General features: G+C 59.8%; 29 protein-coding genes and 2 tRNA genes. 21 read left to right on the top strand and 10 right to left on the bottom strand.

The window, feature by feature from the left end; all coding sequences use genetic code 11:
• The 3 genes from phaR to LOKVESSMR4R_RS04435 form a co-directional block, all read right to left on the bottom strand.
• Positions 1 to 537 carry a polyhydroxyalkanoate synthesis repressor PhaR gene (gene phaR / locus LOKVESSMR4R_RS04445; protein ID WP_087206484.1) on the bottom strand — a complete coding sequence of 179 codons (537 nt, stop codon included), beginning with the start codon at positions 535 to 537 and terminating at the stop codon, positions 1 to 3.
• A gap of 153 nt (positions 538 to 690) precedes the next feature.
• Entirely contained in the window at positions 691 to 1,137 is a 447-nt protein-coding gene (locus LOKVESSMR4R_RS04440; RefSeq protein ID WP_087206483.1) for a phasin family protein, read from the bottom strand.
• Positions 1,138 to 1,280: 143 nt separating this feature from the next.
• Positions 1,281 to 3,080 carry a PHA/PHB synthase family protein gene (locus tag LOKVESSMR4R_RS04435; RefSeq protein WP_420645901.1) on the bottom strand — a complete coding sequence of 600 codons (1,800 nt, stop codon included), beginning with the start codon at positions 3,078 to 3,080 and terminating at the stop codon, positions 1,281 to 1,283.
• 62 nt (positions 3,081 to 3,142) lie between these two features.
• Between LOKVESSMR4R_RS04435 and phaZ the strand changes: the two genes are divergently transcribed.
• Positions 3,143 to 4,411 carry a polyhydroxyalkanoate depolymerase gene (phaZ, locus tag LOKVESSMR4R_RS04430; protein ID WP_087206481.1) on the top strand — a complete coding sequence of 423 codons (1,269 nt, stop codon included), beginning with the start codon at positions 3,143 to 3,145 and terminating at the stop codon, positions 4,409 to 4,411.
• Between the two features lies 1 nt (position 4,412).
• Here the strand turns inward: phaZ and LOKVESSMR4R_RS04425 are convergent, their stop codons facing one another.
• The 3 genes from LOKVESSMR4R_RS04425 to LOKVESSMR4R_RS04415 all read right to left on the bottom strand — a co-directional run bounded on the left by LOKVESSMR4R_RS04425 (position 4,413) and on the right by LOKVESSMR4R_RS04415 (position 6,253).
• Positions 4,413 to 5,132, bottom strand: a complete 720-nt coding sequence (locus LOKVESSMR4R_RS04425; RefSeq protein WP_087206480.1) for an alpha/beta fold hydrolase — start codon at positions 5,130 to 5,132, stop codon at positions 4,413 to 4,415.
• A gap of 90 nt (positions 5,133 to 5,222) precedes the next feature.
• Positions 5,223 to 5,963: an alpha/beta hydrolase gene (locus tag LOKVESSMR4R_RS04420; RefSeq protein WP_087212594.1), complete on the bottom strand. Its 741-nt coding sequence runs from the start codon at positions 5,961 to 5,963 to the stop codon at positions 5,223 to 5,225.
• A 44-nt stretch (positions 5,964 to 6,007) separates the two neighbouring features.
• Complete coding sequence (locus tag LOKVESSMR4R_RS04415) at positions 6,008 to 6,253, bottom strand: hypothetical protein (RefSeq protein WP_087206479.1); 246 nt, start codon at positions 6,251 to 6,253, stop codon at positions 6,008 to 6,010.
• 206 nt (positions 6,254 to 6,459) lie between these two features.
• On the opposite strand from LOKVESSMR4R_RS04415, the gene thrS reads away from it, so the two are divergent.
• Complete coding sequence (thrS, locus tag LOKVESSMR4R_RS04410; RefSeq protein WP_087206478.1) at positions 6,460 to 8,406, top strand: threonine--tRNA ligase; 1,947 nt, start codon at positions 6,460 to 6,462, stop codon at positions 8,404 to 8,406.
• Here thrS and LOKVESSMR4R_RS04405 read toward each other — a convergent pair whose 3' ends face one another.
• The gene (locus LOKVESSMR4R_RS04405) at positions 8,407 to 8,736 is read right to left on the bottom strand and encodes an arsenate reductase family protein (protein WP_087206477.1); all 330 of its coding nucleotides are present in this window, start codon (positions 8,734 to 8,736) and stop codon (positions 8,407 to 8,409) included.
• A 148-nt stretch (positions 8,737 to 8,884) separates the two neighbouring features.
• Between LOKVESSMR4R_RS04405 and LOKVESSMR4R_RS04400 the strand changes: the two genes are divergently transcribed.
• Complete coding sequence (locus LOKVESSMR4R_RS04400; protein WP_157898130.1) at positions 8,885 to 9,094, top strand: cold-shock protein; 210 nt, start codon at positions 8,885 to 8,887, stop codon at positions 9,092 to 9,094.
• On the opposite strand, the gene LOKVESSMR4R_RS04395 is transcribed toward LOKVESSMR4R_RS04400, so the two are convergent.
• Positions 9,091 to 9,411, bottom strand: a complete 321-nt coding sequence (locus LOKVESSMR4R_RS04395) for an arsenate reductase family protein (protein ID WP_087206475.1) — start codon at positions 9,409 to 9,411, stop codon at positions 9,091 to 9,093. The two genes, LOKVESSMR4R_RS04400 and LOKVESSMR4R_RS04395, sit on opposite strands and share 4 nt — an antisense overlap.
• 43 nt (positions 9,412 to 9,454) lie before the next feature.
• Between LOKVESSMR4R_RS04395 and LOKVESSMR4R_RS04390 the strand changes: the two genes are divergently transcribed.
• A complete protein-coding gene (locus LOKVESSMR4R_RS04390) occupies positions 9,455 to 9,907 on the top strand; it encodes an REP-associated tyrosine transposase (RefSeq protein ID WP_087206474.1) in 453 nt (150 codons plus the stop codon).
• A 216-nt stretch (positions 9,908 to 10,123) separates the two neighbouring features.
• Here the strand turns inward: LOKVESSMR4R_RS04390 and thyX are convergent, their stop codons facing one another.
• Positions 10,124 to 11,029, bottom strand: a complete 906-nt coding sequence (thyX, locus tag LOKVESSMR4R_RS04385) for an FAD-dependent thymidylate synthase (protein WP_087206473.1) — start codon at positions 11,027 to 11,029, stop codon at positions 10,124 to 10,126.
• Between the two features lie 301 nt (positions 11,030 to 11,330).
• On the opposite strand from thyX, the gene LOKVESSMR4R_RS04380 reads away from it, so the two are divergent.
• Entirely contained in the window at positions 11,331 to 12,707 is a 1,377-nt protein-coding gene (locus tag LOKVESSMR4R_RS04380) for a surface lipoprotein assembly modifier (protein ID WP_087212590.1), read from the top strand.
• 83 nt (positions 12,708 to 12,790) lie between these two features.
• On the opposite strand, the gene LOKVESSMR4R_RS04375 is transcribed toward LOKVESSMR4R_RS04380, so the two are convergent.
• Positions 12,791 to 12,865 (bottom strand) — tRNA-Thr (locus LOKVESSMR4R_RS04375).
• Between the two features lie 86 nt (positions 12,866 to 12,951).
• Between LOKVESSMR4R_RS04375 and LOKVESSMR4R_RS20410 the strand changes: the two genes are divergently transcribed.
• From LOKVESSMR4R_RS20410 to tnpC, 16 genes are all read left to right on the top strand, one after another.
• Positions 12,952 to 13,101 (top strand): hypothetical protein, encoded by a 150-nt coding sequence (locus LOKVESSMR4R_RS20410; RefSeq protein WP_204248722.1) that lies wholly within the window; start codon positions 12,952 to 12,954, stop codon positions 13,099 to 13,101.
• Positions 13,102 to 13,106: 5 nt separating this feature from the next.
• Positions 13,107 to 14,372: a UDP-N-acetylglucosamine 1-carboxyvinyltransferase gene (gene murA / locus LOKVESSMR4R_RS04370; RefSeq protein WP_087206472.1), complete on the top strand. Its 1,266-nt coding sequence runs from the start codon at positions 13,107 to 13,109 to the stop codon at positions 14,370 to 14,372.
• Positions 14,369 to 14,830, top strand: a complete 462-nt coding sequence (locus LOKVESSMR4R_RS04365; RefSeq protein ID WP_087206471.1) for a DUF2948 family protein — start codon at positions 14,369 to 14,371, stop codon at positions 14,828 to 14,830. The genes murA and LOKVESSMR4R_RS04365 overlap by 4 nt, the downstream gene beginning before the upstream one ends.
• A 56-nt stretch (positions 14,831 to 14,886) precedes the next feature.
• On the top strand, positions 14,887 to 16,194 hold the full coding sequence (gene hisD / locus LOKVESSMR4R_RS04360) for a histidinol dehydrogenase (RefSeq protein WP_087206470.1): 1,308 nt from the start codon (positions 14,887 to 14,889) through the stop codon (positions 16,192 to 16,194).
• A 1-nt stretch (position 16,195) separates the two neighbouring features.
• Positions 16,196 to 16,675, top strand: coding sequence for a UPF0262 family protein (locus tag LOKVESSMR4R_RS04355; RefSeq protein WP_087206469.1), 480 nt, complete (start codon positions 16,196 to 16,198; stop codon positions 16,673 to 16,675).
• A 1-nt stretch (position 16,676) separates the two neighbouring features.
• Positions 16,677 to 17,159 carry a low molecular weight phosphatase family protein gene (locus LOKVESSMR4R_RS04350; protein WP_087206468.1) on the top strand — a complete coding sequence of 161 codons (483 nt, stop codon included), beginning with the start codon at positions 16,677 to 16,679 and terminating at the stop codon, positions 17,157 to 17,159.
• Between the two features lie 106 nt (positions 17,160 to 17,265).
• The gene (gene infA / locus LOKVESSMR4R_RS04345) at positions 17,266 to 17,484 is read left to right on the top strand and encodes a translation initiation factor IF-1 (RefSeq protein WP_007205486.1); all 219 of its coding nucleotides are present in this window, start codon (positions 17,266 to 17,268) and stop codon (positions 17,482 to 17,484) included.
• A gap of 80 nt (positions 17,485 to 17,564) precedes the next feature.
• Positions 17,565 to 18,170 (top strand): Maf family protein, encoded by a 606-nt coding sequence (locus LOKVESSMR4R_RS04340; RefSeq protein ID WP_087206467.1) that lies wholly within the window; start codon positions 17,565 to 17,567, stop codon positions 18,168 to 18,170.
• On the top strand, positions 18,167 to 19,201 hold the full coding sequence (locus LOKVESSMR4R_RS04335; protein WP_087206466.1) for a ribonuclease E/G: 1,035 nt from the start codon (positions 18,167 to 18,169) through the stop codon (positions 19,199 to 19,201). The genes LOKVESSMR4R_RS04340 and LOKVESSMR4R_RS04335 overlap by 4 nt, the downstream gene beginning before the upstream one ends.
• Positions 19,201 to 19,383, top strand: a complete 183-nt coding sequence (locus tag LOKVESSMR4R_RS04330; RefSeq protein WP_087206465.1) for a DNA gyrase inhibitor YacG — start codon at positions 19,201 to 19,203, stop codon at positions 19,381 to 19,383. Before LOKVESSMR4R_RS04335 ends, LOKVESSMR4R_RS04330 begins: the two co-directional genes overlap by 1 nt.
• Before the next feature lie 74 nt (positions 19,384 to 19,457).
• Positions 19,458 to 19,532 (top strand) — tRNA-Phe (locus LOKVESSMR4R_RS04325).
• 410 nt (positions 19,533 to 19,942) lie between these two features.
• Entirely contained in the window at positions 19,943 to 21,100 is a 1,158-nt protein-coding gene (locus LOKVESSMR4R_RS04320; RefSeq protein WP_087206464.1) for an adenine-specific methyltransferase EcoRI family protein, read from the top strand.
• Positions 21,101 to 21,119: 19 nt separating this feature from the next.
• Positions 21,120 to 22,286, top strand: a complete 1,167-nt coding sequence (locus tag LOKVESSMR4R_RS04315; protein ID WP_087206463.1) for a GmrSD restriction endonuclease domain-containing protein — start codon at positions 21,120 to 21,122, stop codon at positions 22,284 to 22,286.
• Positions 22,287 to 22,524: 238 nt separating this feature from the next.
• Complete coding sequence (gene tnpA, locus LOKVESSMR4R_RS04305) at positions 22,525 to 22,956, top strand: IS66-like element accessory protein TnpA (protein WP_087206431.1); 432 nt, start codon at positions 22,525 to 22,527, stop codon at positions 22,954 to 22,956.
• Positions 22,953 to 23,306, top strand: coding sequence for an IS66 family insertion sequence element accessory protein TnpB (gene tnpB, locus LOKVESSMR4R_RS04300; RefSeq protein ID WP_087206430.1), 354 nt, complete (start codon positions 22,953 to 22,955; stop codon positions 23,304 to 23,306). Before tnpA ends, tnpB begins: the two co-directional genes overlap by 4 nt.
• Before the next feature lie 123 nt (positions 23,307 to 23,429).
• Positions 23,430 to 24,920 (top strand): IS66 family transposase, encoded by a 1,491-nt coding sequence (gene tnpC, locus LOKVESSMR4R_RS04295; protein ID WP_420645907.1) that lies wholly within the window; start codon positions 23,430 to 23,432, stop codon positions 24,918 to 24,920.
• Positions 24,921 to 25,039: the final 119 nt, after the last annotated feature.

Genomic DNA, 25,039 nt, shown 5'->3' with positions numbered 1-25,039 from the left:
TTATTTGCCCATCTTGGCCAGCTTTTCCTGCAAGGCGGCCAGCTGGGTCTTGATCTCGTCCAGATCGTCGCCATCCTTGGCCGGACCAGAGGCACCGCCGACCAGCCCCCCCGTCATGGCCTTGAAAAACGCGGCCTGTTGGGCGCGCATCGCATCAAAACCCGGCATCGCGGTCATCGGATTGGCCTTGGTCATGTTTTCCATCGCTTTGGATTGACCATCGCGCAGCATCTCGAAACTGGCTTGCAGGAATTGCGGCACCACCGATGCGGCCTGCGTGGTATAGCTGCGCACCAGATCGGTCAGCACATCGACGGGCAGCACGCTTTCGCCGCGGCTTTCGTGTTCTGCGATGATCTGCAAAAGATATTGCCGTGTCAGGTCATCGCCGGATTTCAGATCGACGATCTGCACCTCGCGGCCTTCGCGGATAAACAGCGCGATGTCTTCCAGCGTGACGTAATCGCTGGTTTCCGTATTGTAGAGACGCCGGCTTGCGTAGCGCTTGATAAGCAGTGGTTTGTTGGTATCAGCCAAGACGCGCCCTCCCCCTTGGACATGTTGCACTGCAGAGAAGCCTAGGCTGCGTCTGCAAAAAAGGAAAGCGTTACCTCAAACCAAAAACGGCCCGCGCGATGCAGGCCGTTTTCAGAACAATCCCCAAGGGAGGTTTGGGGTCGTTCGTATCGCTTATTTCGCGGCTGTCGCTTTTTTCGCAGCAGCAGTCACGTCATTCGTCGCTTTCTTGGCAGCGGCGGTCATTTCTTCGGACATGTCCTTGCCAGCGGCCAGAACCAGCTCCATCGTCTGCGTCTGGACCTTTTTCGCGATCTCGGCGAAAGCGGCCATATGTTCGGCAGCGGATTCAGCCGAAGCCGATGCGAAATCGGTCATCGCTTTGGCGTAATCTGCAGGTTCGGTCTTGGCGGATGCCATGGACTGCAGCTTGGTCAATGTGTCCTGTGCCCATTTGGCGGACAATTCGGTGGATTTGCCAGCTGCATCAATGGCGACGGCGGACATTTTCTCGGCCAGTGCGGTCTGGTTTTTGAAAGAATCTTCCATTGCTTTGGTGTCAACGGGGAATGCGCCCATCATGTCTTTGAACACGGCGGTGAAATCTTGGGTCTTAGCCATCGGTGTTATCCTTTAAATCCGCGGATCAACATCCGCTGTTTTCGTCTGACACCAATATGCATGCTGCAGTGCAGCATTTCAAGTCTTTTTTCTGCACTGCAGCATGAATTTTTTGTAACGTCGGAAAAGTGCTTTGCCTTGGGTTACTTAGCGGAAACATATGTCCCGGGTGCCGGGGCCAAAACCGGGTGATCGGCACCGCCGGGGCTGCGTGCCGGGACCGATTTGCCCGATTGCGGCGCCAGCCAGGCATCCCAGCGCGGCCACCAGGACCCGTCGTGACGCACTGCCGACAGGCGCCAATCATCCACCGTCAAGCCCAGTTCGGGATTGGTGTAATGGCCGTATTTATTCTTGCTCGGGGGGTTGATGATCCCCGCGATATGGCCCGATTCCGACAAGATAAAGGTCTTGTCCTTGGACCCCATCTTTTGCACGCCGCTGTAACTGCTTTTCCAGGCGGCGATGTGGTCGGTCTCGCAGGCGATGGCACAAAGCGGGACGGTCACGTCTTTCAGCCGGACCATGGTGCCGCAGATCTCGAACCCGTCACCATTGGCGAAACAATCGCCCTGACACAGGCCGCGCAGATATTCGACCGACATTTTCGCAGGCAGATTGGTGCCGTCGCCGTTCCAGTAAAGCAGGTCAAAGGCCGGCGGGGCCTTGCCCAGCATATAGCTTTTGATCGCGGGGCCATAGATCAGGTCGTTGGAGCGCAGATAGGAAAACGTCCGCGACATGAAGAAGGAATCGAGGATACCGTTCTGCGCCACCTCTGCCTCGATCCCATCGACGAAATCATCGTCCAGAAAGACGCCCACTTCGCCCCGGTCGGAAAAATCGGTCAGCGTGGTGAAAAAGGTGGCCGTGTTGACGGATGTATCCTTGCGCTGTTTCATCAGCGCCAGCGTCAGCGACAGCGTCGTGCCCGCGATGCAATAGCCCACGGCATTGATCTTTTTGACGCCGCAGATCTTTTTGACCTCGGCCATGGCGGCCAGATAGCCATCCGTGACATAATCGGACATGGATGTATCCGCATAGGACGCGTCAGGGTTCACCCAAGAGACGACAAAGACCGTATGGCCCTGATCCACCGCCCATTTGATCAGGCTGTTTTGTGGTTTGAGGTCCAGAATATAAAATTTATTTATCCAAGGCGGGAAGATCAATAAAGGAATTTCATGCACGCTGTCGGTGCTGGGCGCATATTGGATCAGCTCGAACAGATGGTTGCGGAACACCACCGATCCCGGCGTGGTGGCCAGGTTGTCGCCCAATGTGAACGCCTTTTTATCGGCCAGCGTCACGACCAGATCGCCGTTATTCGCCTCTAGATCGGCGATCATGTTTTCCAGCCCCGCGACAAGGCTTTCGCCTTCGGTTTCGGCGGCCAGCGCCAGCGCCTCGGGGTTGGTGGGCAGGAAATTGGTGGGGCTGATCATATCGACCATCTGCTGGCTGAAATAGCGCAGGCGCTTTTTCTCGTCGGCATCCAGCGTGTCGATATCCTCGACCGCCTGGCGCACGGCGGCGGCATTCATCAGATATTGCTGTTTGATAAAGTTGAAATAGGGGTTGGTATCCCATAATTCATGGCTGAACCGGCGATCCTTGGGGGTTTCATCGGTCGGCGGGGTCAGTTTGCCTTGGGCCAGCAGATGCTGGGCCTCGACATAATGTTTGACCGATTTGCCCCAGAATTCCAGCTGATGTTCGATCAGCTTGGCGGGGTTTTGCATCATCTCGGCCATATAGGCGCTGGCGGCTTTGACATAGAGTTCCTGGCTTGGCCCCTGCAAGGCGGGGGCGACCTTGCGCGATTGACCCATCACCTTGAGCAGCCGCTGGGTCAGTTCCTCGACGCGGGCAAGGTTGGCTTCGAGCTTGGCAACACCGCTACCCGCTTCATTCACTGGGTCTAAATCGTTTGTTGTCATATTCATCCACCTATGCGTATGCTGCGAGTGCAGCATATGTGCCTGACCGATCGGAGCTTTCGATGAAGTATATGATGACCTATGACCTTATGGAAAGCACGCGGAATACCTATCAATGGCTGGGGGCCAGTGCGCGCGCCTATGCATCCTATCCGATGATGTCCTGGGCTGCAAATCCGGCGATGGATTGGCTCAAGGCCTGGGGCGAGGTCACGGAACGCACCTTCGCGCGCATGGTGGTCAAGCCCGATTGGAACCTGCCGCCGATTTCCGATGACAAGGGCAAGGACCATACGATTGTCATCGAACGCGTGCTGGAACGCCCTTTTGGCGATCTGATCCATTTCGCGACGCCCGGTCGCAAGGCCAGCAAACGCCGCGTGCTGGTGGTGGCGCCGATGTCGGGCCATTACGCGACGCTGTTGCGCAAGACCGTGATCAGCCTGCTGCCCGATGCCGATGTCTATATCACCGACTGGCACAATGCCCGCGACATCCCCGTCAGCGCCGGCAAATTCGATGTCGAGGATTACACGCTTTACCTGGTCGATTTCATGCGCGAACTTGGCCCCGACACCCATGTGATCGCCGTGTGCCAGCCGGTGCCGCTGGCGCTGGCTGCGACTGCCTATCTGGCGGCCGAGGATCCCAAGGCGCAGCCCCGTTCACTGACCCTGATCGGCGGCCCGGTCGATCCCGAGGCGAACCATACCGAGGTGACCGATTTCGGCCGCTCGGTCACCATGGGCCAGCTGGAACAGACGATGATCCAGCGCGTCGGGTTCAAATATGCAGGCGTCGGCCGGACGGTTTATCCCGGCCTGTTGCAGCTGGCCTCTTTCATCTCGATGAATATGGAAACCCATTCCGACGCGTTCCGCGACCAGATCATCAAATCGGCCAAGGGCGAAGCCTCTGAACATGACAAACATAACGTGTTCTATGACGAATATCTGGCCGTGATGGATATGACGGCGGAATTTTACCTGTCCACGGTGGAACGGATCTTCAAGAACCGCGAAATCGCGCAGAACAGCTTTACCGTGAACGGCAAGGCGGTTGATCTGGGCAAGATCACCACCGTCGCGGTCAAGATCGTCGAAGGCGAAAAGGACGATATTTCCGCCCCCGGCCAGTGCCTTGCCGCCTTGCCGCTGCTGACCGGCCTGCCCGACAGCAAGAAAGCGGCGCATCTGGAACCCGGTGCCGGGCATTACGGTATTTTCGCAGGCCGCAGCTGGAGGCAGAATATCCGCCCGCTTGTGCTGGATTTCATCGACGCCAATTCTGGCGATACCAAAAAGCCCGCCAACAAGAACGCCGCCGCCTGATCTACATCCGCAGCATCAGCGGTGCTTTCATCCAGCGCCGCAGCGCGGCTGTCACCTGTTCGGGCGCTTCGAGCGTGGGCATATAGCCAGCCTCTGCGATCACCTCGAGCGTGGCATAGGGGATCAATTCCGCCATGAATTCCTGCCGCCGCAGCGGATATTGCCCGTCATGCTGCCCGCAGATCACATAGGCGGGCTGTTTGATCTGGCTCAGCGTCGATTGCTGGTCCTTGCGCCGCTGCATCGCGCGCGATTGGCTGACATAGGCGGCGGGGCCCAGCGCCTCGCCCATCTGGCGCAGATGCCGGACCAGCGCGACGCGGTCGGTGCTGGGGGCCATCCATGTTGAATTGATCTCGTGCTGCAAAACCTCGTGCCAGCGCCCGCCGCCTTTGGCCGCGATGATATGGGGTTCACGCGCGGCGGCGGCTTCGGGGGTTTCGGCCTGTGCGCTGGTTGCGATCAGCGCGATCCGCGTCACACGGTCGGGCGCGCGGCGCAGGATTTCGGCCGCCACCATGCCGCCCATCCCCATCCCCGCCAGCGCGAATTTCGCCGGCGCCCATGTCAGGATCTGCGAGGCGATTTCTTCCATCCGCTCGCCTTGCGTCGTCGGCGCGAACATCACCGCATGATCATTGCCAAGATCAAGGATTTGCGGCCCAAAGACCCCCACATCACAGAGCATGGGGGGCACAAGGACAATCGGCTCTTGCGACATTGATATGATCCCTGATCTTTCCGGCTGCGGCCCTTTTGGCCTGCTGCAGCGCGCATCACAAGACCCATCGGCGCCCGACCGCCCAACGCGTCAGCGGCGCGCGATCACATCGGTGATAGTGTCTGCGATCAGCGCAAGGCAGCTGTCATCGGAAAAGCGGTGATCGGCCCCGTCCACCAGCGTCAGCCGCATGTCAGCCCCCTGCGCATGATCCAGCAGCCGCAGCGCCACGGCCATATCGACATCCTTGTCCGCCGTCCCTTGCAGGAACCGCACCGGAAATGGCAGCGGCAATGGATCGCGCAGCACCAGATGATCGCGCCCGTCCTCGATCAGGCGGCGGGTGATGATATAGGGATCGCCATAATCGGACGGCAGCGCGATCTGCCCATCCGTCATCAGCGCTGCGCGTTGGGCGTCACTTGCCCCCGCCCACATGCTGTCTTCGGTGAAATCGGGCGCGGCGGCGATGGTCACCAGACCGGCCACCCTGTCAGGCATGGCGCGCGCCAGCAGCAACGAAATCCAGCCCCCCATGCTGGACCCGACCAGCACGACAGGCCCCGCGACCAGCCCGATGGCGGCCTGCGCATCGCGCAGCCAATCGCCGATTGCCCCATCGGTGAAAGCGCCGCTGCTATCGCCATGGCCGGAATAATCGAACCGCAGGAATGCCCTGCCCTGCCCCCGCGCCCAGTTTTCCAGAAAGACCGCCTTGGTGCCGCCCATGTCGGATTTGAACCCGCCAAGGAAGATAATGGCAGGCCCTGTCCCATCGGTCAGGTGATAGGCGATTTTGCGCCCCTCGGGCGTTGTCAGGAACTTGGGCATCATGTCGGGGCCTTTGTGGTCATGGCACCGACGCGCGCTGCCTGTCAGCCCCCGACATAGACCGCTTTGCGCGGCCGGTAAAAGATTTTCTGGTCATGCAACCGGCCCAGCAATTCCTCGCCGGTGCGCTGGTCCTGTTCGATCACGCGGATCGATTCCAGATGGGCGGGGTTTTCCTCGGACAGGGCCAGCCGCATCCGCGACAATTCACGCCCGCGCGCGCGCAAAGCCTCTTCGATCAGATCGACATCGGCAATGCTCAGATCGAATGTGCGGTTATAGCTCGGCATGATCCATCCCCTTGGTGCATGTTTCGTATCGGAAACTGATGTCGGTTTTACTGCGCAAGGCGTCGCAGTCAACGTATATCTCTGCATACAAATCATGCAGCCCGTTCAATCGGCTTGACGATTGGCTGGCGCGGCGGCATCTAGGCGGCACATATCACCCGCAACCGGGCGTTCCGTGGGCGCCAAACCGACGAGGAGCTTGCCTGATGGCACAGATTTCCCTGACATTTCCTGATGGCAATAGCCGGTCCTATGATGCAGGCGTGACCGCCGCCGATGTCGCCAGCGATATTTCCCCTTCGCTGCGCAAAAAGGCGATTTCCGCCACCGTGAATGGCGCGCATTGGGATCTGCAATGGCCGATCCAGATGGATGCCCAGATCGCCATCAACACGATGAAGGATGAGGCCCCGGCCCTGGAACTCGTCCGCCACGATCTGGCCCATATCATGGCCCGCGCCGTGCAAGAGATCTGGCCCGACACCCAAGTCACCATCGGCCCCGTGATCAAGGATGGCTGGTATTACGATTTCGACCGCAAGGACCCGTTCACGCCCGAGGATCTGGGCTTGATCGAGAAAAAGATGAAGGAAATCATCAACAAGCGCGATGATGTCCGCACCGAGATCTGGGACCGCGCCCGTGCCGTGCAATATTACACCGACCGCGGCGAGCCTTATAAGGTCGAGCTGATCGCGGCCATCCCCGGCGATGAACCTTTGCGCATGTATTGGCATGGCGAGTGGCAGGATCTGTGCCGTGGCCCGCATTTGCAGAACACCGGCCAAGTGCCTGCCGATGCGTTCAAGCTGATGTCCATCGCCGGTGCCTATTGGCGCGGCGACAGCAGCCGCCCGATGCTGCAACGCATCTACGGGACCGCCTTTACCAATAAAGAAGGGCTGAAAGAGCATCTGCACCGGCTGGAGGAGGCGGCCAAACGCGACCACCGCAAACTGGGCCGCGAGATGAACCTGTTCCACATGCAAGAAGAAGCCCCCGGTCAGGTGTTCTGGCACCCCAATGGCTGGACGATCTATACCGAATTGCAAGATTACATGCGCCGCCGCCAGCGCGCGGGCGGCTATGTCGAGGTCAACACCCCGCAGGTCGTGGATCGCAAGCTCTGGGAAGCCTCGGGGCATTGGGACAAATATCAAGAAAACATGTTCATCGTCGAAGTGGACGAGGAACATGCCCGCGAAAAGGCGGTCAATGCGCTCAAACCGATGAACTGCCCCTGCCATGTGCAGATTTTCAACCAGGGTCTGAAATCCTATCGCGACCTGCCGTTGCGGATGGCCGAATTCGGGTCTTGCGCACGCTATGAACCCTCGGGCGCGTTGCATGGCATCATGCGGGTGCGCGGCTTCACGCAGGATGACGGCCATATTTTCTGCCGCGAAGACCAGATCGAACCGGAAACCGCGCGCTTCATCGCGTTCCTGTCACAGGTCTATGCCGATCTGGGCTTTCACAATTGGACCATCAAACTGTCCACCCGCCCTGAACAACGCATCGGGTCGGATGAAACCTGGGATATGATGGAAACGGCCTTGGGCGATGCTTGCCGCGCGGCAGGCTATGATTTCGAAGTGCTGGAAGGCGAAGGCGCGTTTTACGGGCCAAAGCTGGAATTCACCCTGACCGATGCGATCGGGCGGAACTGGCAATGCGGCACTTTGCAGGTGGATGCGAACCTGCCCGAACGGCTGGATGCGGAATATATCGGCACGGATGGCGAAAAACACCGCCCCGTCATGCTGCACCGCGCCACCTTGGGATCGTTCGAGCGGTTCATCGGCATCCTGATCGAGGAACATGCCGGCAAGCTGCCGTTCTGGCTGGCCCCGCGTCAGGTTGTGGTGGCGACCATCGTGTCGGATGCCGATGATTACGCGCGCGAACTGGTGTCAGCGCTGACCGCCGCCGGTGTGCGCGCCGAGGCGGATACCCGCAACGAAAAGATCAATTACAAGGTCCGCGAACATTCCGTCGGCAAGGTCCCCGTGATCCTTGCCGTTGGCGCGCGCGAGGTCGAGGAACGCAGCGCCACCGCGCGGCAATTGGGCGAAACCCAGACCCGCGTCGTCACAATGGATGAGATCGTGGCAGAGCTAAAGCAACGCGCAACGCCGCCTGATCTGCTGTAATCAGCTGCGCAGGTATTTTGCCTGCACATCCGGTTTCCAGCCGATGGTCCAGCCTGCGTCACTGGCGATCACCGGGCGTTTCATCAGCGTCGGATAGGCGGCCAGCAGCGCGGCTGTATCTTGCGCGCGGGCATCCTCTGACAGGCCGCGCCAGGTGGTCGAGGCCCGGTTGATCGCCGCGTCGCCAAAGGCCATGACGATGGCCTGGATATCATCGACATGCAGCCCGTCGGACCGCACATCGATCACCTGGGGGGTGATGCCCTGCGCATGCAAGGCGGCCAGCGCCTTGCGGCAGGTGTCACATGATTTCAGCCCGAAAAACCGCATATCGCCGGTCCTTTGCGTCTTTTGCCGCCAAACTGCGACGTCGTGTCAATTGCGTTTTTCATAAAACACCTGAGTCTGGGGATTACAAGGCAAAGGGAAGACCGCTTGTCGCGGGGCCCGGGTGCTGGCGACAAAAGGAGAGGACGACATGCCAAGCGGCACAGTGAAATGGTTCAATACGACCAAGGGATTCGGCTTTATCGCCCCCGATGATGGCGGCAATGATATCTTCGTGCATATCTCGGCGGTGGAACAAGCCGGAATGACGGGGTTGGCGGATAACCAGAAGATCACCTTTGATCTGGTCGAGGGTCGCGACGGGCGCAAGATGGCGGGCAATCTGGCCAAGGCCGATTAACCCAGCCAGACCGCCTGTGCCTTGGTGTCCCAGCCCAGGGTCCAGCGGCTGCCATCGGTGATCACCGGGCGGGCCATCAAGGCGGGCTGCGCGTCCAGCTGCGCCTCGGCTTCGGATGCGCGCAGCCAGGCGTTCAGGTTGCGATAGATCTGCGATTTGCGGTCGATTAACATGTCGCCAAATTCCGCGATCAGCGGCGCCCATTCGGCAGCAGTCAGCGGGTCGGCGCGGATATCGCGGAAGGTCACGCCCTGATCCGCCAGCGCCCGCAGCGCCGCCTTGCAATCCGAACAGGTGGGCAGGCCGTAGAGGATCATCGCGGTTCCAGTTTGTTAACCACGCCGCGCGATATTGCGCCGCATGTCCTGTTATCGCCGCCCGCGCCTGCCCGGTGCAACCGTCTTTTTCACTGTCAATCTGGCGGACCGCAGCAGCGCGCTGCTGGTGCGCGAGGTGGCGGCACTGCGTCTGGCCGTGATGCAGACCCGCGCGCAACGCCCGTTCAAGGTGGATGCCTGGGTGGTCTTGCCCGATCACATGCATTGCATCTGGACGCTGCCTGCGGGGGATGCGGATTATTCCACCCGCATGGGCGCGATCAAGGGGCGGTTCTCGCGTGCCGTCGGCCACGGCGACCGACGCCCAAGCCATATCGCGCGGCGCGAAGCGGGTGTATGGCAGCGCCGTTTCTGGGAGCATCATATCCGCAATGACGCCGAATATACCGCACTGATGGAATATTGCCGCATCAACCCCGCGAAACACGGTCTGGTCGATGATCCCGCGGATTGGCCCTACAGCTCATTCCGGTAGGGTGCGCATTTTGCGCACCTGTGGGCAGGGGTATGCGATTAGGTGCGCAAAATGCGCATCCTACGCTGGTTTTGCCGGTTGCGGGGTTGCGCGCGAAATGCGCATGGTCCCCGTAGGATGCGCATCCTGCGCACCCATGCGAGGCGTTGCGGGCATGGTGCGCAAAATGCGCACACCACGGGCGGGATGTGCGATTGGGTGCGCAAAATGCGCACCCTACCCAATCACCCCTTCAAACTCCCGCCATTCGCCTTTGCTCATGCCGGAGGTCTCCTGCGTTACCACCTCACCCTTCAACATCCGCCGCACGCAATCAATCGCCTTGCCAGAGAGTGTGGCACCGCCCATGCGGTAATCCTCGAAGGCGCCATAGGCGGCGGGCACCCAATCGGCGACCACCTTGCAGATCTCATCCGCATAGACGCGGATTTCATATTGCGCATGGCTGTCGGCGCGCAGCCGCAGGAAGTGGAACAGGTTGTGCAGGTCCACCTTCCAATACCATTGGGTATAGATATTGGCGGGCAGGTTCATCCGGGCAAGCTCGCGCGCCAGGCCCTGCTGGCCCTCGTCGCTGATCATCTCGGCGTAATGGTCGTAACAGCGCGCGGCATCGTCTTTCAGATAGGCCAGCACGCGCGCGGCCTCGTCCCCTGTCAACGCCTCGCCCCGGCCCTGGTTGTTGATCACCGATTGCGCGGCCAGATGTTCGGGGGCCGGAATATAGAATTCGCGGTCGAGGATCGAATAGCGCGCGGAATATTCGTTCACATTGGCGGTCCGGTGCCGGATCCACTGGCGCGCGACGAAGACCGGCAGTTTGACATGCAGCTTGATCTCGCACATCTCGAAGGGGGTCGAATGCCAATGCCGCATCAGGTAGCGGATCAGGCCTTCGTCGTTCTGCACCGACTTGGTGCCTTTGCCATAAGACACCCGCGCCGCCTGACAAATCGCGGCATCATCGCCCATATAATCGATCACGCGGATGAAGCCGTGGTCCAGCACGTCATAAGCCTTGTAAAGATGCGCCTCCATCCCCGGAGCGGTCGCGCGCAAAGTGGGCTGTGGATTGGCGCGCAACGTGTCGATTTCGGCCTGCTGGTCGGGGGTGATGGGCATCTGCGTCTCCGGTCTGGGGAATGAGTCTGCCCGCAGTATAGGCAAAGCCCTGTTGTGGCAAAACCTCTTGCTGCGTGAAAACGGCGCAGAAGGCGGCCTTGGCCGGTTGACTATCCGGCAGCGAGGCCAGATAGGCTATCGAAAGATATCACTCAGAGGCATTCGATATGATGCGTGCTGCCTGTCATGCCCCCAGCTTTGCCGCCCGATCCGCCGGTGCCAATGTGGGTGCCGGTGACAGTGCTGGCACCCCGGCGCAGGCGTGCAGGATCGCGCATCCGCGCCCAAGATGACAGTCATCATGCGCAGAATGATCGGCCTGATATGCGCGGTTTTCATCACCGGCACAGCGGCAAGCGCGCAGACCTCCGTGAACCTGTCCATGCAAGAGGCCCGCGCGGTCGCGATGCAGGCGCTTTTGGCGGGCGAGAGCGCGCTGGCGCTGGATCTTGCCCATGCGATCCTGTCGCAGCTTCCCGATGACAGGAGCGCATTGATCATTATCGCCGCCGCCGCGGCCCAGCAGGGCGATCCTGCCGCAGGCCGCAGGGCGGGTGCGCGGGCCTTTGCGCTGTCGGGAACCGATCTGGAACGTTATGAGGCCGCAAGGCTGACAGCGCTGGCCGCTTTCACCGAGGGCCGGTTCAATCTTGCGACATTCTGGCTGCGGCGTGCCCTGATCGTGGCCCCTGATGATGCAGAACGCGCACAGGTGCTGGCGGATGGCCGGCTGGTGCGGCGCCGCAATCCCTGGTCCTTTGATCTTGCGGCATCGCTGGCCCCATCCTCGAATGTGAATGGCGGCGCATCGGGCAATCTGGCGGCCGCACCCGGCACCCCGACCGGCACGCTGTCGGATGATGCGCAGGCCTTGGCGGGGTGGCGCGGCGCGCTGGCGCTTGGCGCGACCTATCGGCTCTGGCAAAGCCCGGTCAGCCGCACACTGATCGGCGCGCGATATCAAGGCGTCCGCCTGCGGATCACCGATGCTGTCGCTGTCCCCGATGCGGCGCTGGCCACAGATGAGGTCACGCTGCACCTGCGCCATGATCGCGCCCTCGACAGCGGCCGCATCGGGGCGCAGCTGTCCTATATGCTGGTCGATTACCGCGATCTGGATAATGTGACGCTGCAAACCGACCGCCAGAGATATGGCGAATGGCAGATCGAGATCGACCGGCGCGTGCCGATTGGCGCGGATATGGAAATCGGCCTGACGGTCGGACGCAGCTGGACCGTTTATGAACTGGCCGCGATCAGCGATGTGCAGCGCAGCAGCTTTGCTGTATCTTACGGCTATGCCTTGCCAAGAGGCGACCAGTTTGCGGCCAGCATCCGTTATGGCGATGCAAGCAGCAGCAATCCCAATTACAGATCCACCGATTGGACCGCCCAGATCAGCTATGATTGGGCAGAGCCGATTGGCCCGGTCACATTGGGGTTCAGCGGCGGCATCGCCAAACGTGCCTATCCCGATTATGCTATCGGCCCTTTCGTCGTCGCCGGCGGGCGCCGCGACAACACGCTGTTTTATAGCGCCAATATCGGTTTTCCCGACATCAGCTATGCCGGTTTCACCCCGGTGATGACCATCACGGGCAGCAAGACCGACAGCAATGTCACCCGTTTCACCAGCGAGAGCCTGTCAACCGGCCTGATGATCACATCCGCCTTCTGATCTGCGCATGCTGCCGCGTGACCTGCTGGCCACGGCCTTTGCCGCGCGGCAAGCCACCCTATCCTGAAATCAAAGCGTAAAGATGGTGCTGTGAGAGAGGATTGAACTCTCGACCTCACCCTTACCAAGGGTGTGCTCTGCCACTGAGCTACCACAGCATCCGTGAGGCGGGGGATTAGCGACATTCGCCTGCGCGTGCAAGCCCTCTCTGGACGGTTTTTGCGGGTCTTGCTAACAGGGTGCCATGGACAGCAAAGACAGCAAGCCACAGCCGGTCAAGACCGCCGCAACCCGCGAAGAACGGTTGAAAGCCGCGCTGAAGGCCAATATGGCCAAGCGCAAGGCACAGGCGCGCGCACGCGCAGCGGATGCAGGCAAACAAAAGAAAGACTAGGCAGCATGGATTCCATTTTGGTCAAGGGCGGCGCGCCGCTGAACGGCAAGATCCAGATCGCGGGTGCCAAGAACGCCGCATTGGCGCTGATGCCCGCGACATTGCTGTCCGAAGAACCGCTGACCCTGACCAATGCCCCGCGCCTGTCGGATATCAAGACGATGACCGCCCTGCTGCAATCCTTGGGCGTCGAGGTGACCGCATTACAAGACGGCAAGGTGCAGGTGCTGTCGTCGCATGCGATGACCTCGACCCGCGCGGATTATGAAATCGTGCGCAAGATGCGGGCGTCCAACCTCGTGCTGGGTCCGCTGCTGGCGCGGCATCATCAGGCCGTGGTGTCCTTGCCCGGCGGTTGCGCCATTGGCGCGCGGCCGATGGATATTCATGTCACAGCCTTGGAATCCATGGGGGCCACGATCGCGCTAAAGGACGGCTATCTGCATGCCACCGCCAAGGGCGGGCTGAAAGGCGCGCGGGTCGCATTGCGCTTTGCCAGTGTCGGGGCCACTGAAAACGTGCTGATGGCCGCCACCTTGGCCAAGGGCACGACGATCATCGAAAACGCCGCGCGCGAGCCTGAAATCGTCGATCTTGCGCAATGTCTGCGCCGTATGGGCGCGCAGATCGAGGGCGAAGGCACCAGCACGATCACGATTGATGGCGTGGACCGGCTGGGCGCTGCGACCCATCCTGTCGTCACCGACCGGATCGAGCTGGGCACCTATATGCTGGCCCCGGTTTTCGCGGGCGGCGAGGTGGAATGTCTTGGCGGGCGCATTGATCTGGTCGGGTCTTTTGCCGAAAAGCTGGCCGAGGCGGGCGTCGATATCACCGAGACCCCCGATGGCATCCGGGTCAAGCGCAATGGCAGCCGTGCCAAGGCCGTGAATGTCACCACCGCCGTGTTCCCCGGCTTTCCGACCGATTTGCAGGCGCAGATGATGGCGATGCTTTGCACGGCCCAAGGCACATCGGTGCTGGAAGAAAAGATCTTTGAGAACCGCTTCATGCATGCCCCCGAATTGATCCGCATGGGGGCGAAAATCGACGTGCAGGGCGGCACTGCCACGGTGCAGGGCGTGGACCGTCTGAAAGGCGCGCCGGTGATGGCGACCGATCTGCGCGCCTCGGTGTCGCTGATCCTTGCGGGGCTTGCGGCCGAGGGCGAAACGCTGGTCAGCCGCGTTTATCATCTGGATCGCGGCTATGAACATGTCGAGGAAAAGCTGCGCGCTGTGGGCGCCAATATCGAACGGGTGTCCACATGACCCGCGATGCCAGTTTCCGCGACGGGGCGGACAAGCCCTTGCGCCTGCGCGCGCTGGATGCCGAGGATCTGGCGGTGATTGCCGCGATCACGCAGGATGCCGTGTTTCCCGTGTCGGAAATGCGCTGGGACCGCAAGGCGCGCCGCTTTGCCTTGCTGATCAACCGCTTTCGCTGGGAAAATGGCCGCCAGCAGCCAGAGCGCGTGCAATCCGTGCTGGCCTTTGAGGATGTGATGGCCGTGCAAAGCCAAGGCATCGACAAGGCCGAGAGCGACCTTGTCTGTTCGCTTTTGTCGATCCATTTCACCCCTGCCGCCGATGGCGCGGGGCGGGTTGAACTGACGCTGGCAGGCGATGGCGCCATCGCCTTGCAGGTCGAGGCGTTAGAGGCCGTGCTGCGCGATGTCACGCAACCCTATGCCGCCCCCTCGGGCAAGGCCCCCAAGCATCCCGACTGATACCATTGAAGCGGCGCACGGTCCCCGCTATGTCCCCTGTCACGAAGGAGACATCCATGCCGCAATTCCTGTCCACGACCGATCCCGATTTCGAGGCCCGCTTTAGCGCCCTTCTGGGTGCCAAACGCGAAGACAGCCCCGATGTCGATCATATCGTGGCCGAGATCATCGCCGATGTGCGCGCGCGCGGCGATCAGGCGGTGATCGATCTGACCGCGCGTTTTGACCGGCTGGACCTGACGCCCGCCACCTTGCGCTTTACCCCCGAAGAAATCGCCGCCGAATGCGCGCTGGTCTCGGACGATGATCGCGCCGCACTGGAACTGGCCGCTGCGCGCATCCGCGCCTATCACAGCCGCCAGATGCCAGAGGATGCCAGCTGGGCGGATGACACAGGGGCCATGCTGGGCTGGCGCTGGACGCCTGTTTCGGCCGCAGGGCTTTATGTGCCCGGCGGATTGGCCAGCTATCCGTCATCCGTGCTGATGAATGCGATCCCGGCCAAGGTCGCGGGGGTGCAGCGTCTGGCGATCGTCGTGCCAACGCCTGACGGCGTGACCAATCCGCTGGTCTTGATGGCGGCCCAGATCGCGGGCGTGGACGAGATTTACCGCATCGGCGGCGCGCAGGCGATTGCGGCGCTGGCTTATGGCACCCAGACCATCCCGCCGGTGGACAAGATCACCGGGCCGGGCAATGCCTTTGTTGCCGCCGCCAAACGGCGGGTATTCGGCAAGGTCGGCATCGACATGATCGCAGGGCCGTCGGAAATTCTGGTCATCGCGGATCGCGACAATGACCCTGATTGGATCGCGCTTGATCTGCTATCACAGGCCGAACATGACGAAAGCGCGCAATCGCTGCTGATCACCGATGATGCCGATTTCGGCCGCGCGGTGGCGGATGCGGTGGACAAACGCCTGCAAACGCTGGAACGCCGCGCCATTGCGGGGGCCAGCTGGCGCGATTTCGGCGCGATCATCACGGTGGCGGATATGGACGAGGCTGTCGCCCTGTCCGACCGGATCGCGCCCGAACATCTGGAATTATGCACCACGGATGCCGAGGCGCTGGCCGGCCGGATCACCCATGCGGGTGCCATCTTTATTGGCGGTTGGACACCAGAGGCGATCGGCGATTACATAGGCGGGCCGAACCATGTGCTGCCGACGGCAAGGTCGGCCCGTTTTTCAAGTGGATTATCAGTGATGGACTTTATCAAACGCACGACCCTGTCGCGCATGACACCCGAGGCGCTGGCCGCTATCGGCCCCGCCGCCGAACGGCTGGCCAAATCCGAAAGCCTGCAAGCGCATGGGCTGAGCGTACGCGCGCGGCTTGACCGGCTGAACCGGGGGGGCTGAGATGGCGCGCATCGTCAATATCATCCTTGATGACAGCGGGTTGCCCGCGCCCACGCCCCAGATTGATCAGGAACGCAAGGTCGCGATGTTCGACCTGCTGGAAGACAACAGCTTTGCCATGCCGCCGCGCGATGACCGCCCCGTGCCGGAAGGGCCGTTCCAGCTGGGCCTGTCGATCCGCGAAAAGCGGCTGGTCTTTGATATCCAGCTGGAAGACGGCACGCCTGCGGGCGAATTCCATCTGTCGCTTGGGCCGTTCCGGCAGGTGGTGAAGGATTATTTCCAGATCTGCGCCAGCTATTTCGACGCGGTGAAAACCCTGCCCCCCAGCCAGATCGAAACCATCGACATGGCCCGGCGCGGTATCCATAACGAAGGCGCGCGGGTGTTGCAGGAACGGCTGGAAGGCAAGGCCGTGGTCGATAATGACACTGCCCGCCGCCTGTTTACCTTGATCTGCGTGCTGCATTTTGGGGGCTGATGTGGGTGATCCCGGCAAATATGCCCCCCTGCCCCAATCGGTGCTGTTTTGCTGCGATCATAATTCTGTCCGCTCGCCCATGGCCGAGGGGATCATGAAGAAACTTTACGGCAAGCGCTGCTATGTCCAATCGGTCGGCGTCAAGAACGATATGGAGATCGACGGTTTCGCCGTCACCGTCTGCGCCGAAATCGGGGTCGAGGTGTCGCGCCACCGGTCGCGGTCCTTTGACGAGATGGAACAATGGGGCGATGATCTGTCATCCTTCGATCTGGTGCTGGCGCTGTCGCCTGCCAGCCAGCGGCGCGCATTGGATCTGACCCAGTTCTTTCATCTTGATGTCGAATATTGGCCAATCCTTGACCCCACCGGCATGGGCGACAACCGCGAAGCGCGTCTGGCGCTGTACCGGCAAGCCCGCGACCAGATTCACGACCGGCTGGTTGCGCGCTTTGGTCCCGCAAGTGATGATCTGGCCGAATGACGCGGGTTCCATTCGCCGCAGACGCATATTTACCCTTGAAAATCGGACCGGACAGGCGCATTTAGCAGCGGTCCGCAAATAGCGGACGAGATATACAGGAGATCACATGGCCAAGGAAGAACTGCTCGAATTCCCAGGTGTCGTGAAAGAACTTCTGCCGAACGCGACATTTCGGGTCGAGCTGGAAAACGGCCATGAGATCATCGCACATACGGCAGGCAAGATGCGCAAGAACCGCATCCGCGTTCTGGCAGGCGACAAGGTACAGGTCGAAATGACCCCCTATGACCTGACAAAGGGTCGGATCAATTACCGTTTCAAATAGCGTGAAACACAGTTTCACGCAGCAGGGATAAGCGTTTGGCCGCAGGCGAAATGCGGCCCTGTCGCGGTTGCGGAGATCACATGACCACCCTGCCCCCGGACATTCGCTTGAAACTGATCCTCGGCTCTGGCTCGCCCCGGCGGCTGGAGCTTTTGGCGCAGCTTGGTGTCACCCCCGATGCCGTGCGCCCGCCCGATATCGACGAAGACGCGCGCCGCGCCGAATTGCCGCGCGATTACGTCCAGCGGATCGCCCGCGAAAAACTGGCCGCGATGGTGGCGGATGACGATACCGTGGTGCTTTGCGCTGATACGACCGTGGCGCTGGGCCGCCGGATCATGGGCAAGCCGCGTGATGCAGGCGAGGCAGCGGCCTTTCTTTACGCGCTGTCGGGGCGCCGCCACAAGGTGATCACCGCCGTCGCCGTCAAGCGCGGCAACCGCAGCTGGCTGCGCGATGTGCAAAGCACGGTGGCATTCAAGCAATTATCCGATGCCGAAGTGAACGCTTATCTGGCCAGCGGCGACTGGCAGGGCAAGGCGGGCGGCTATGCGATCCAGGGACCGGCAGGTGCCTTTATCCCCTGGATCAACGGATCCTATACCGGCATCGTCGGCCTGCCGCTGACCGAAACCGCAGGCCTGCTGACGGCTGCGGGCTATCCATTGCATAAGGACGCATCATGAAGGGTCGCAGCATCATCCTCGATCACGTCGCCGGGCTAGAGGCTGCCGCCTATCTGGTCGATGGCAAGCTGGATGATCTGTTGATCGACCAGACCGATGCGCCGCGCCCCGGTGCGATCTATCGCGCGATCTGTGACCGCCCGATCAAGGGGCAAGGCGGCATGATGCTGCGCCTGCCCGATGGCGACACCGCCTTTCTGCGCGCGGGCAAGGGGCTGCGGCAGGGACAGGCGCTGCTGGTGCAGGTCACGGGCTATTCGGAAGGCAGCAAGGCTGTCCCCGTCACCGACCGGGTGCTGTTCAAAAGCCGCTATGCGATTGTCACACCGGGCAAGCCGGGGCTGAATATCTCGCGCCAGATCCTGGATGAAGACATCCGCGACAACCTGCTGGCCATCGCCCATGCCGCGCATGAGGGCGCGCATGGGCTGATCCTGCGATCCTCTTGCGCCACCGCGACCGAGGATGAGATCAGCGACGATATCGCCGCCATGCTGGCCCTGGCCGATGCGGTGCTGGCCGATGCCGCGGGTGACGCGCCCGAGGCGCTGACCGAAGGCGACAGCCCGCATGTGCTGGCCTGGCGCGACTGGATCGGGGCCAGCGAGATCGTCACCGAACCGGGCGGCTTTGCGGCACAGGGCGTGCTGGACCAGATCGCCGCCTTGGGGCGGGCGCTGGTGCCGCTGGGCGAAGGGCAGATGTATGTCGAACCCACCCGCGCGCTGGTGGCCGTGGATGTGAATACCGGCAGCGACACGACCCCTGCTGCCGCGCTCAAGGCAAACCTCGCCGCCGCGCGCGCCCTGCCCCGCGCCTTGCGGCTGCGCGGCTTGGGCGGGCAGATCAGCGTGGATTTCGTCTCGATGTCCAAGACCCATCGCAAACAGGTGGAACAATCCTTGCGCGCCGCCTTCAAGAATGACCCGGTCGAGACATCGCTGGTCGGCTGGACGCCCATGGGCCTGTTTGAATTGCAGCGCAAACGCGAACGTTTGCCCCTGCCTGCGGATCTGCTGAGGCGTCTGTAATGGCCTGCCCGATCTGCGACCGGCCCACAGACAAGGCCTATCGTCCCTTCTGTTCGCGCCGCTGCGCCGATGTCGATCTGGGCAAATGGCTGACGGGCAGCTATGCCATTCCGGCAGGTCCGGCCGAAACCGAAGACGCGGATCCGGGGCCCTTTGACGAGGATGACGGGAAACTGCACTAAGCCCGCCTTTCCCTCTGGACACCCGCGCGGGCCACGTCTAAAAGCGCGCTACCCGACGGATATTCCGTCCCGGTGCCCGGGTAGCTCAGGGGTAGAGCAGTGGATTGAAAATCCTCGTGTCGGTGGTTCGATTCCGCCCCTGGGCACCATTTAAACCAACAATAACAACGCTGTAAGCATCGCACAGTTTTACAATATGTGCTGCACACTCATCGCACAGTTTTGTGCTGCGTTTGTGGGCTGAAACACTGTGTTGAACACAGTGCTCGGAATCGCTGTGTTAACCACACCAAGTGCAACACAGCAAACGAACACACTGTTTTGGAACTTGGTTTAGAACACACTGTTTGGGAACGGTTTCGTGAAGACAAGGTTGGTGGCAATCATTATGTTTGGGGCAAGAAGGGTGGGAAGTGTGAATCCGCCGCGGCCGCGAGAACGCAAGTTTCTCGTTTTCAGAGTCAACTGAGGAAAAACGCTTTGCTCAGGTTGGGGGGCTAATCTATGTTGCGGTCTAAGAGCAAAAGTGGGAACGATCATGGCTTCAGAAGGAAACTCTATGAACCTTGGTTTAACCGCTGCACGGGAAGCCAAGAAGGACGAGTTCTATACTCAATACGTCGATATTCAGAAAGAAGTCGAAGCATATCTTGAGTTTGACCCTGACACCTTTCGGAACAAGACGGTCTACTGTAATTGCGACGACCCTTTTGAGAGCAACTTTTTCAAGTATTTTGCGGCAAATTTCGATCGCTTGGGGCTGCGTAAGCTGATCACCACAAGCTTTGACGGATCATCTATTGCCGGGGCTCAAATCACATTTGACGAATACACCGCAGGGAATGGCATACGCCCAAAACCGAAAGCTATTTGCGTTGAAATCGATGAGGTTACTGATGTTGATGGCAACGGTGCTGTAGGCATCGAGGACGTCAAACTTTTTCTCGAAAAAAATCCGCATTCCCATAGACCGCTCGAGGGAGGAGGCGACTTTCGCAGTCCAGAGTGCATTGAGCTCCTGCAAGAGGCGGACATCGTAGTGACAAACCCGCCCTTTTCACTATTCAAAGAATTTATGGCACTGATGACCAAATACGAAAAGAAGCTACTTGTCATCGGGAACCTACAAGCCCTCACATACAAAACGATTTTCCCTTTAATCAAAGCAGACAAACTCTGGATGGGCGTAACAATTCACAGTGGAGATCGTGAGTTTCGCGTGCCCGACCACTACCCACTAAATGCTTCAGGTTACCGAACTGACGAGAATGGAAACAAATACATTAGGGTCAAAGGCGTCCGCTGGTACACAAATCTGGATCATGGTCGCCGCCATCAAGTCCTTCCACTTATGCCGATGAAGGACAATTTGCGCTTCAACAAGAAGATAAGCGGCAAGTCAGTTTATGAGCGGTACGAAAACTATGACGCGATAGAGGTTTCTTTCACTGACGCCATCCCCAGTGACTACGATGGAGTCATGGGCGTGCCGATAACTTTCTTGGACAAGTACAATCCAGATCAGTTCGAGATATTGGGCACCCTTGACTCTAGCGATCCAGACAACCCTTGCAGAACACGGTGGTACTCTGCGCAAGATCAAAAAGATGCGTACTTTCGGCGTTTTGGCAAACCTGGAAGCATCCCGCTGAATATGTCGGGCGTCATCAACGACACCAAAGTCTACAAACGAATCCTTATTAGGCACCGCCGCTAAAACTAAGAAAGACGATCGATTGCAAACGAATCTTGAAACCGAAGTAACCGTCGCTAACCTCTGCGAAGGGTTCGTATATAATCAGCTTGAAGGCAAAGGATTGTTTGGGTGGGCCGGAAAGCTCACCATTCAACCGGAATATCAACGCAACTACATCTATGCAGAAGATAACGGCAAGCGGGAGCAGGCAGTCATTGAGTCGCTGCTTAAAGGATATCCACTTGGATTGATTTACTTCAACAAAGTTGCAGACAAAAAATTTGAGGTTTTGGACGGTCAGCAACGCATCACTAGCATCGGGCGGTTCGTTACGAACAAGTTCGCGATCATGGATGACGGTAACCCAAAGACCTTCGACAGTCTCCCAAAAGATCAGCAGGTAATCATCCTCGACTCTAAAATGCTCATCTACATCTGCGAGGGTACAGAGAGCGAGATCAAGCAGTGGTTCGAGACCATCAACATAGCTGGCGTTCCCCTGAAGCCTCAAGAGCTTCTGAACGCGATCTATTCCGGCCCCTTTGTCACGATGGCAAAGGCTGAGTTCAGTAACAGCCAGAACGCAAACATCCAAAAGTGGAGCGCATACATCAAAGGCAGCGCCAACCGGCAAGACTATCTCGAACGGGCGCTGGATTGGGTCAGCGAGGGCGATATCGGTGCTTACATGAGCCAGCACCGGACTGACCAGAACATCACCGAACTGAAGAACTACTTCGCCAGTGTCATTGATTGGGTGTCGAGCGTCTTCAGCGATGTTGAGAAGGAAATGCAGGGCCTTGAATGGGGAAGGCTCTACGAAACCCATCACAAGACATCCTACGATCCCGGTGCCGTCTCGGCTGAAGTGCAAAAGCTCTACAGTGACCCCTTCGTGAAGAACAAGCGTGGGGTTTTCGAGTATGTTCTGGGAGGATCGGCAGACCCTCGACTACTAGACATCCGGGTCTTTGATGAGGCGACGAAAAGATCCGTGTACGCAGCACAGACCAAGGCTGCGAACTCCAAAGGGATGTCCAACTGTTCTCTGTGCGCAGTGGGCCATGACTCGAACAAAGCGAAGATTTGGTCCATCAAGGAGATGGAAGCCGACCATGTTTCCGCGTGGAGCAAGGGCGGCGCGACCGCAGCATCAAATTGCGAAATGCTTTGCAAGACGCACAATCGAGCCAAGGGCAATAGGTAACACTGCATACATTTTAATATTTTTCTTATTTGATGGCCCTTTGAGTGAATCCCAGCAAAATTTTGATCTTTTGGCTTATCGTTGCCGTCGCGCCGCAGAATATAGATAAGTAGCGAAAGGCGGCTTTGGGCCGGTCGCTTGCCGCGACCCAACGTAAGCGGTCGCTGGCCCTCACCTTCCAACAGATTGTCTGACCTGCGATTCCATGTGCGATGGAGATCAGTGCAGGAGTTTCGCGATGGCGACTACGTTGGAGTTTCTCCGGGATTACGGGGTGGACATAAGGACCAACGGACAGCGACGCTGGCCGGAAGAGATAAAGGCGCGGATCGTTGCTGAGAGCTTGCAGCCAGGTGTGAGCGTGAATGAAGTTGCGGCGCGGTATGGGCTGCGGGCGAACCATTTATCGGAATGGCGTAGTCGGGCACGTGACGGCCGGTTGGTTTTGCCTGCGGTTGAAGATGACAGCTTCTGTTTTGCACCGATCGTCGTGTCGGATGGTGGCGGCGGTGCGGATGTGCCGGCTGTCGCCGGGCAGCTCACAAAGCCTGACGGGTTGTCCTGTAAACCCATCGAGATTGCGATAGGTCGTGTGACAATCCGGGTCGATGGCACCACCAGTTCTGACCGGATTGCCGAGATCGTGCGGGCAATCGGGGCGCGGCCATGATGTTCCCGTCAAACCGCGTGCGGGTTCTGGTCTCGACGCAACCTGTGGACTTCAGGAAAGGTCATGATGGTCTGGCGGCAATCGTGTCGTCGGTGCTGCGTAAGGATCCGTTCACCGGCACGGTGTTTGTGTTCCGGTCGCGCCGGGCGGATCGGCTGAAGCTTTTGTATTGGGATGGCACCGGATTGGTGATGGCCTACAAGCGGTTGGAAGACATGACCTTCACCTGGCCTGCGATCAAAGACGGGGTGATGGCGCTGAACCACGCCCAGTTTGAGGCCCTGTTTGCCGGTCTGGACTGGCGTAAGGTCAAGGCGCTGGAGATGCGCCCACCTGCTGCGGCAGAATGAATCAACCATATGTTTTTGCGTGATTTTACTGGGGTTTAATCGTAGTCTCGGGCTATGATTGATACGCCTGTCATTGACCTTTCCACCATCCCTGCCGCGCAGCGCGCGGTGGTTGCGACCTTGATGGAAACGATCGCCGCACTTCAGGATATTACCCAACGCCAACAGCATCTGATTGCCGAGTTGAACCATGCCCTGCATGGGAAGCGGTCGGAAAAGCTGACCGAGGATGAACGGCAGCTGGCGTTTGAGGATCTGTCCATCGCGTTGGCCGAGGTCGAGGTGCAGAAGGAACATCTTGCCGCCAAGGCAGATAGCAAGACGGCAACCAGGCCCGGGCCAAAGCGGACCATCGGCAATCTACCGGCCACATTGCCGCGCATCGAAGAGATTATCGAACCCGCCAGCCTGATCTGCCCTTGTGGCTGTGGCGTCATGCACAAGATCGGTGAAGACCGCAGCGAGCGGCTGGATATCGTGCCAGCGCAGTTGCGTGTGATTGTCACCGTGCGCCCGAAATATGCCTGCCGGACCTGCACAAACGGCGTGACCCAGGCACCGGCGCCCTGCCACCTAATCATGGGCGGGTTGCCGACAGAAGCGACGCTCGCCCATGTGCTGGTCAGCAAATATGCCGACCATCTGCCGTTGTATCGCCAGAGCCAGATCCTGGCGCGGGCAGGCCTCGATCTGCACCGCGCTGTGCTGGCCGATTGGGTGGGTAAGGCGGCATTCCACCTCAAGCCCGTCGTCGACCGGCTGGGTGAACACCTGAAACGATCAGACAAGCTGTTCATGGACGAAACCACCGCCCCGGTGCTGGATCCGGGTCGCGGAAGGACCAAAACCGGCTATCTCTGGGCTCTTGCCCGCGATGACCGGCCATGGGGCGGTGAGGACCCGCCCGGTGTGGTCTACTTCTATGCACCCGGTCGGGCGGGCGAGAATGCCGAAACATTCCTGATAGGTTTTGACGGCATCCTGCAGATCGACGGATACCAGGGCTACAACCGGCTGACCAAGCCGACCCGCAAGGGCGGCGATCCCATTCAGGTGGCCCATTGCTGGGCGCACGCGCGCCGCAAGCTGAAGGAAGTCTTCGACCGCGATGGATCACAGATCGCCGCCGAGGGCCTGCGCCGCATCGCCGAGATCTATGCTGTCGAAGCCGATATCCGTGGCATCTCTCCCAGCCAGCGATTGTCGGCCCGCCAGACCCGCAGTGCTCCACTGGTCGCGGCCTTCGGCGATTGGCTGCAGGCCCAACGCCGCAAGATCTCCGCTAAATCCCGGTTGGGTGAAAAGCTGACTTACATCCATAATCACTGGGATGGGCTGCAGACCTTCTTGGCCGATGGCCGCGTCGAGATTGACAACAACCGCGTCGAAAACCTGATCCGCCCCATTGCTCTCAATCGCAAGAACGCGCTCTTCGCCGGTCATGACGAAGGTGGCATCGCTTGGGGTCGCATCGCCTCACTGATCGAGACCTGCAAGATCAACGACGTCGAGCCCTTCGCCTATCTCAAAGCAACCCTCACAGCGATCGCTAATGGCCACCCGCAAAGCCGCCTCGATGATCTGCTCCCGTGGAACTTCAAGCCGTCAAGCTGAACCGACAGTGCTCTCCTGAGAACGCTTACGACCCAACTCAAATATTTGCTGCATTCAGTCGCTTCTTTCAGGCTGACAACACCAACACAAAACCGTACTGTGCGATGAAGCTTGGGAAC

Origin of the sequence: Yoonia vestfoldensis, from assembly GCF_002158905.1 — a bacterium.
Taxonomy (GTDB): Bacteria; Pseudomonadota; Alphaproteobacteria; order Rhodobacterales; family Rhodobacteraceae; genus Yoonia; species Yoonia vestfoldensis_B.
Note: the sequence above shows the minus strand (reverse complement) of the source record. Positions and strands in the feature narration are given on the sequence as shown.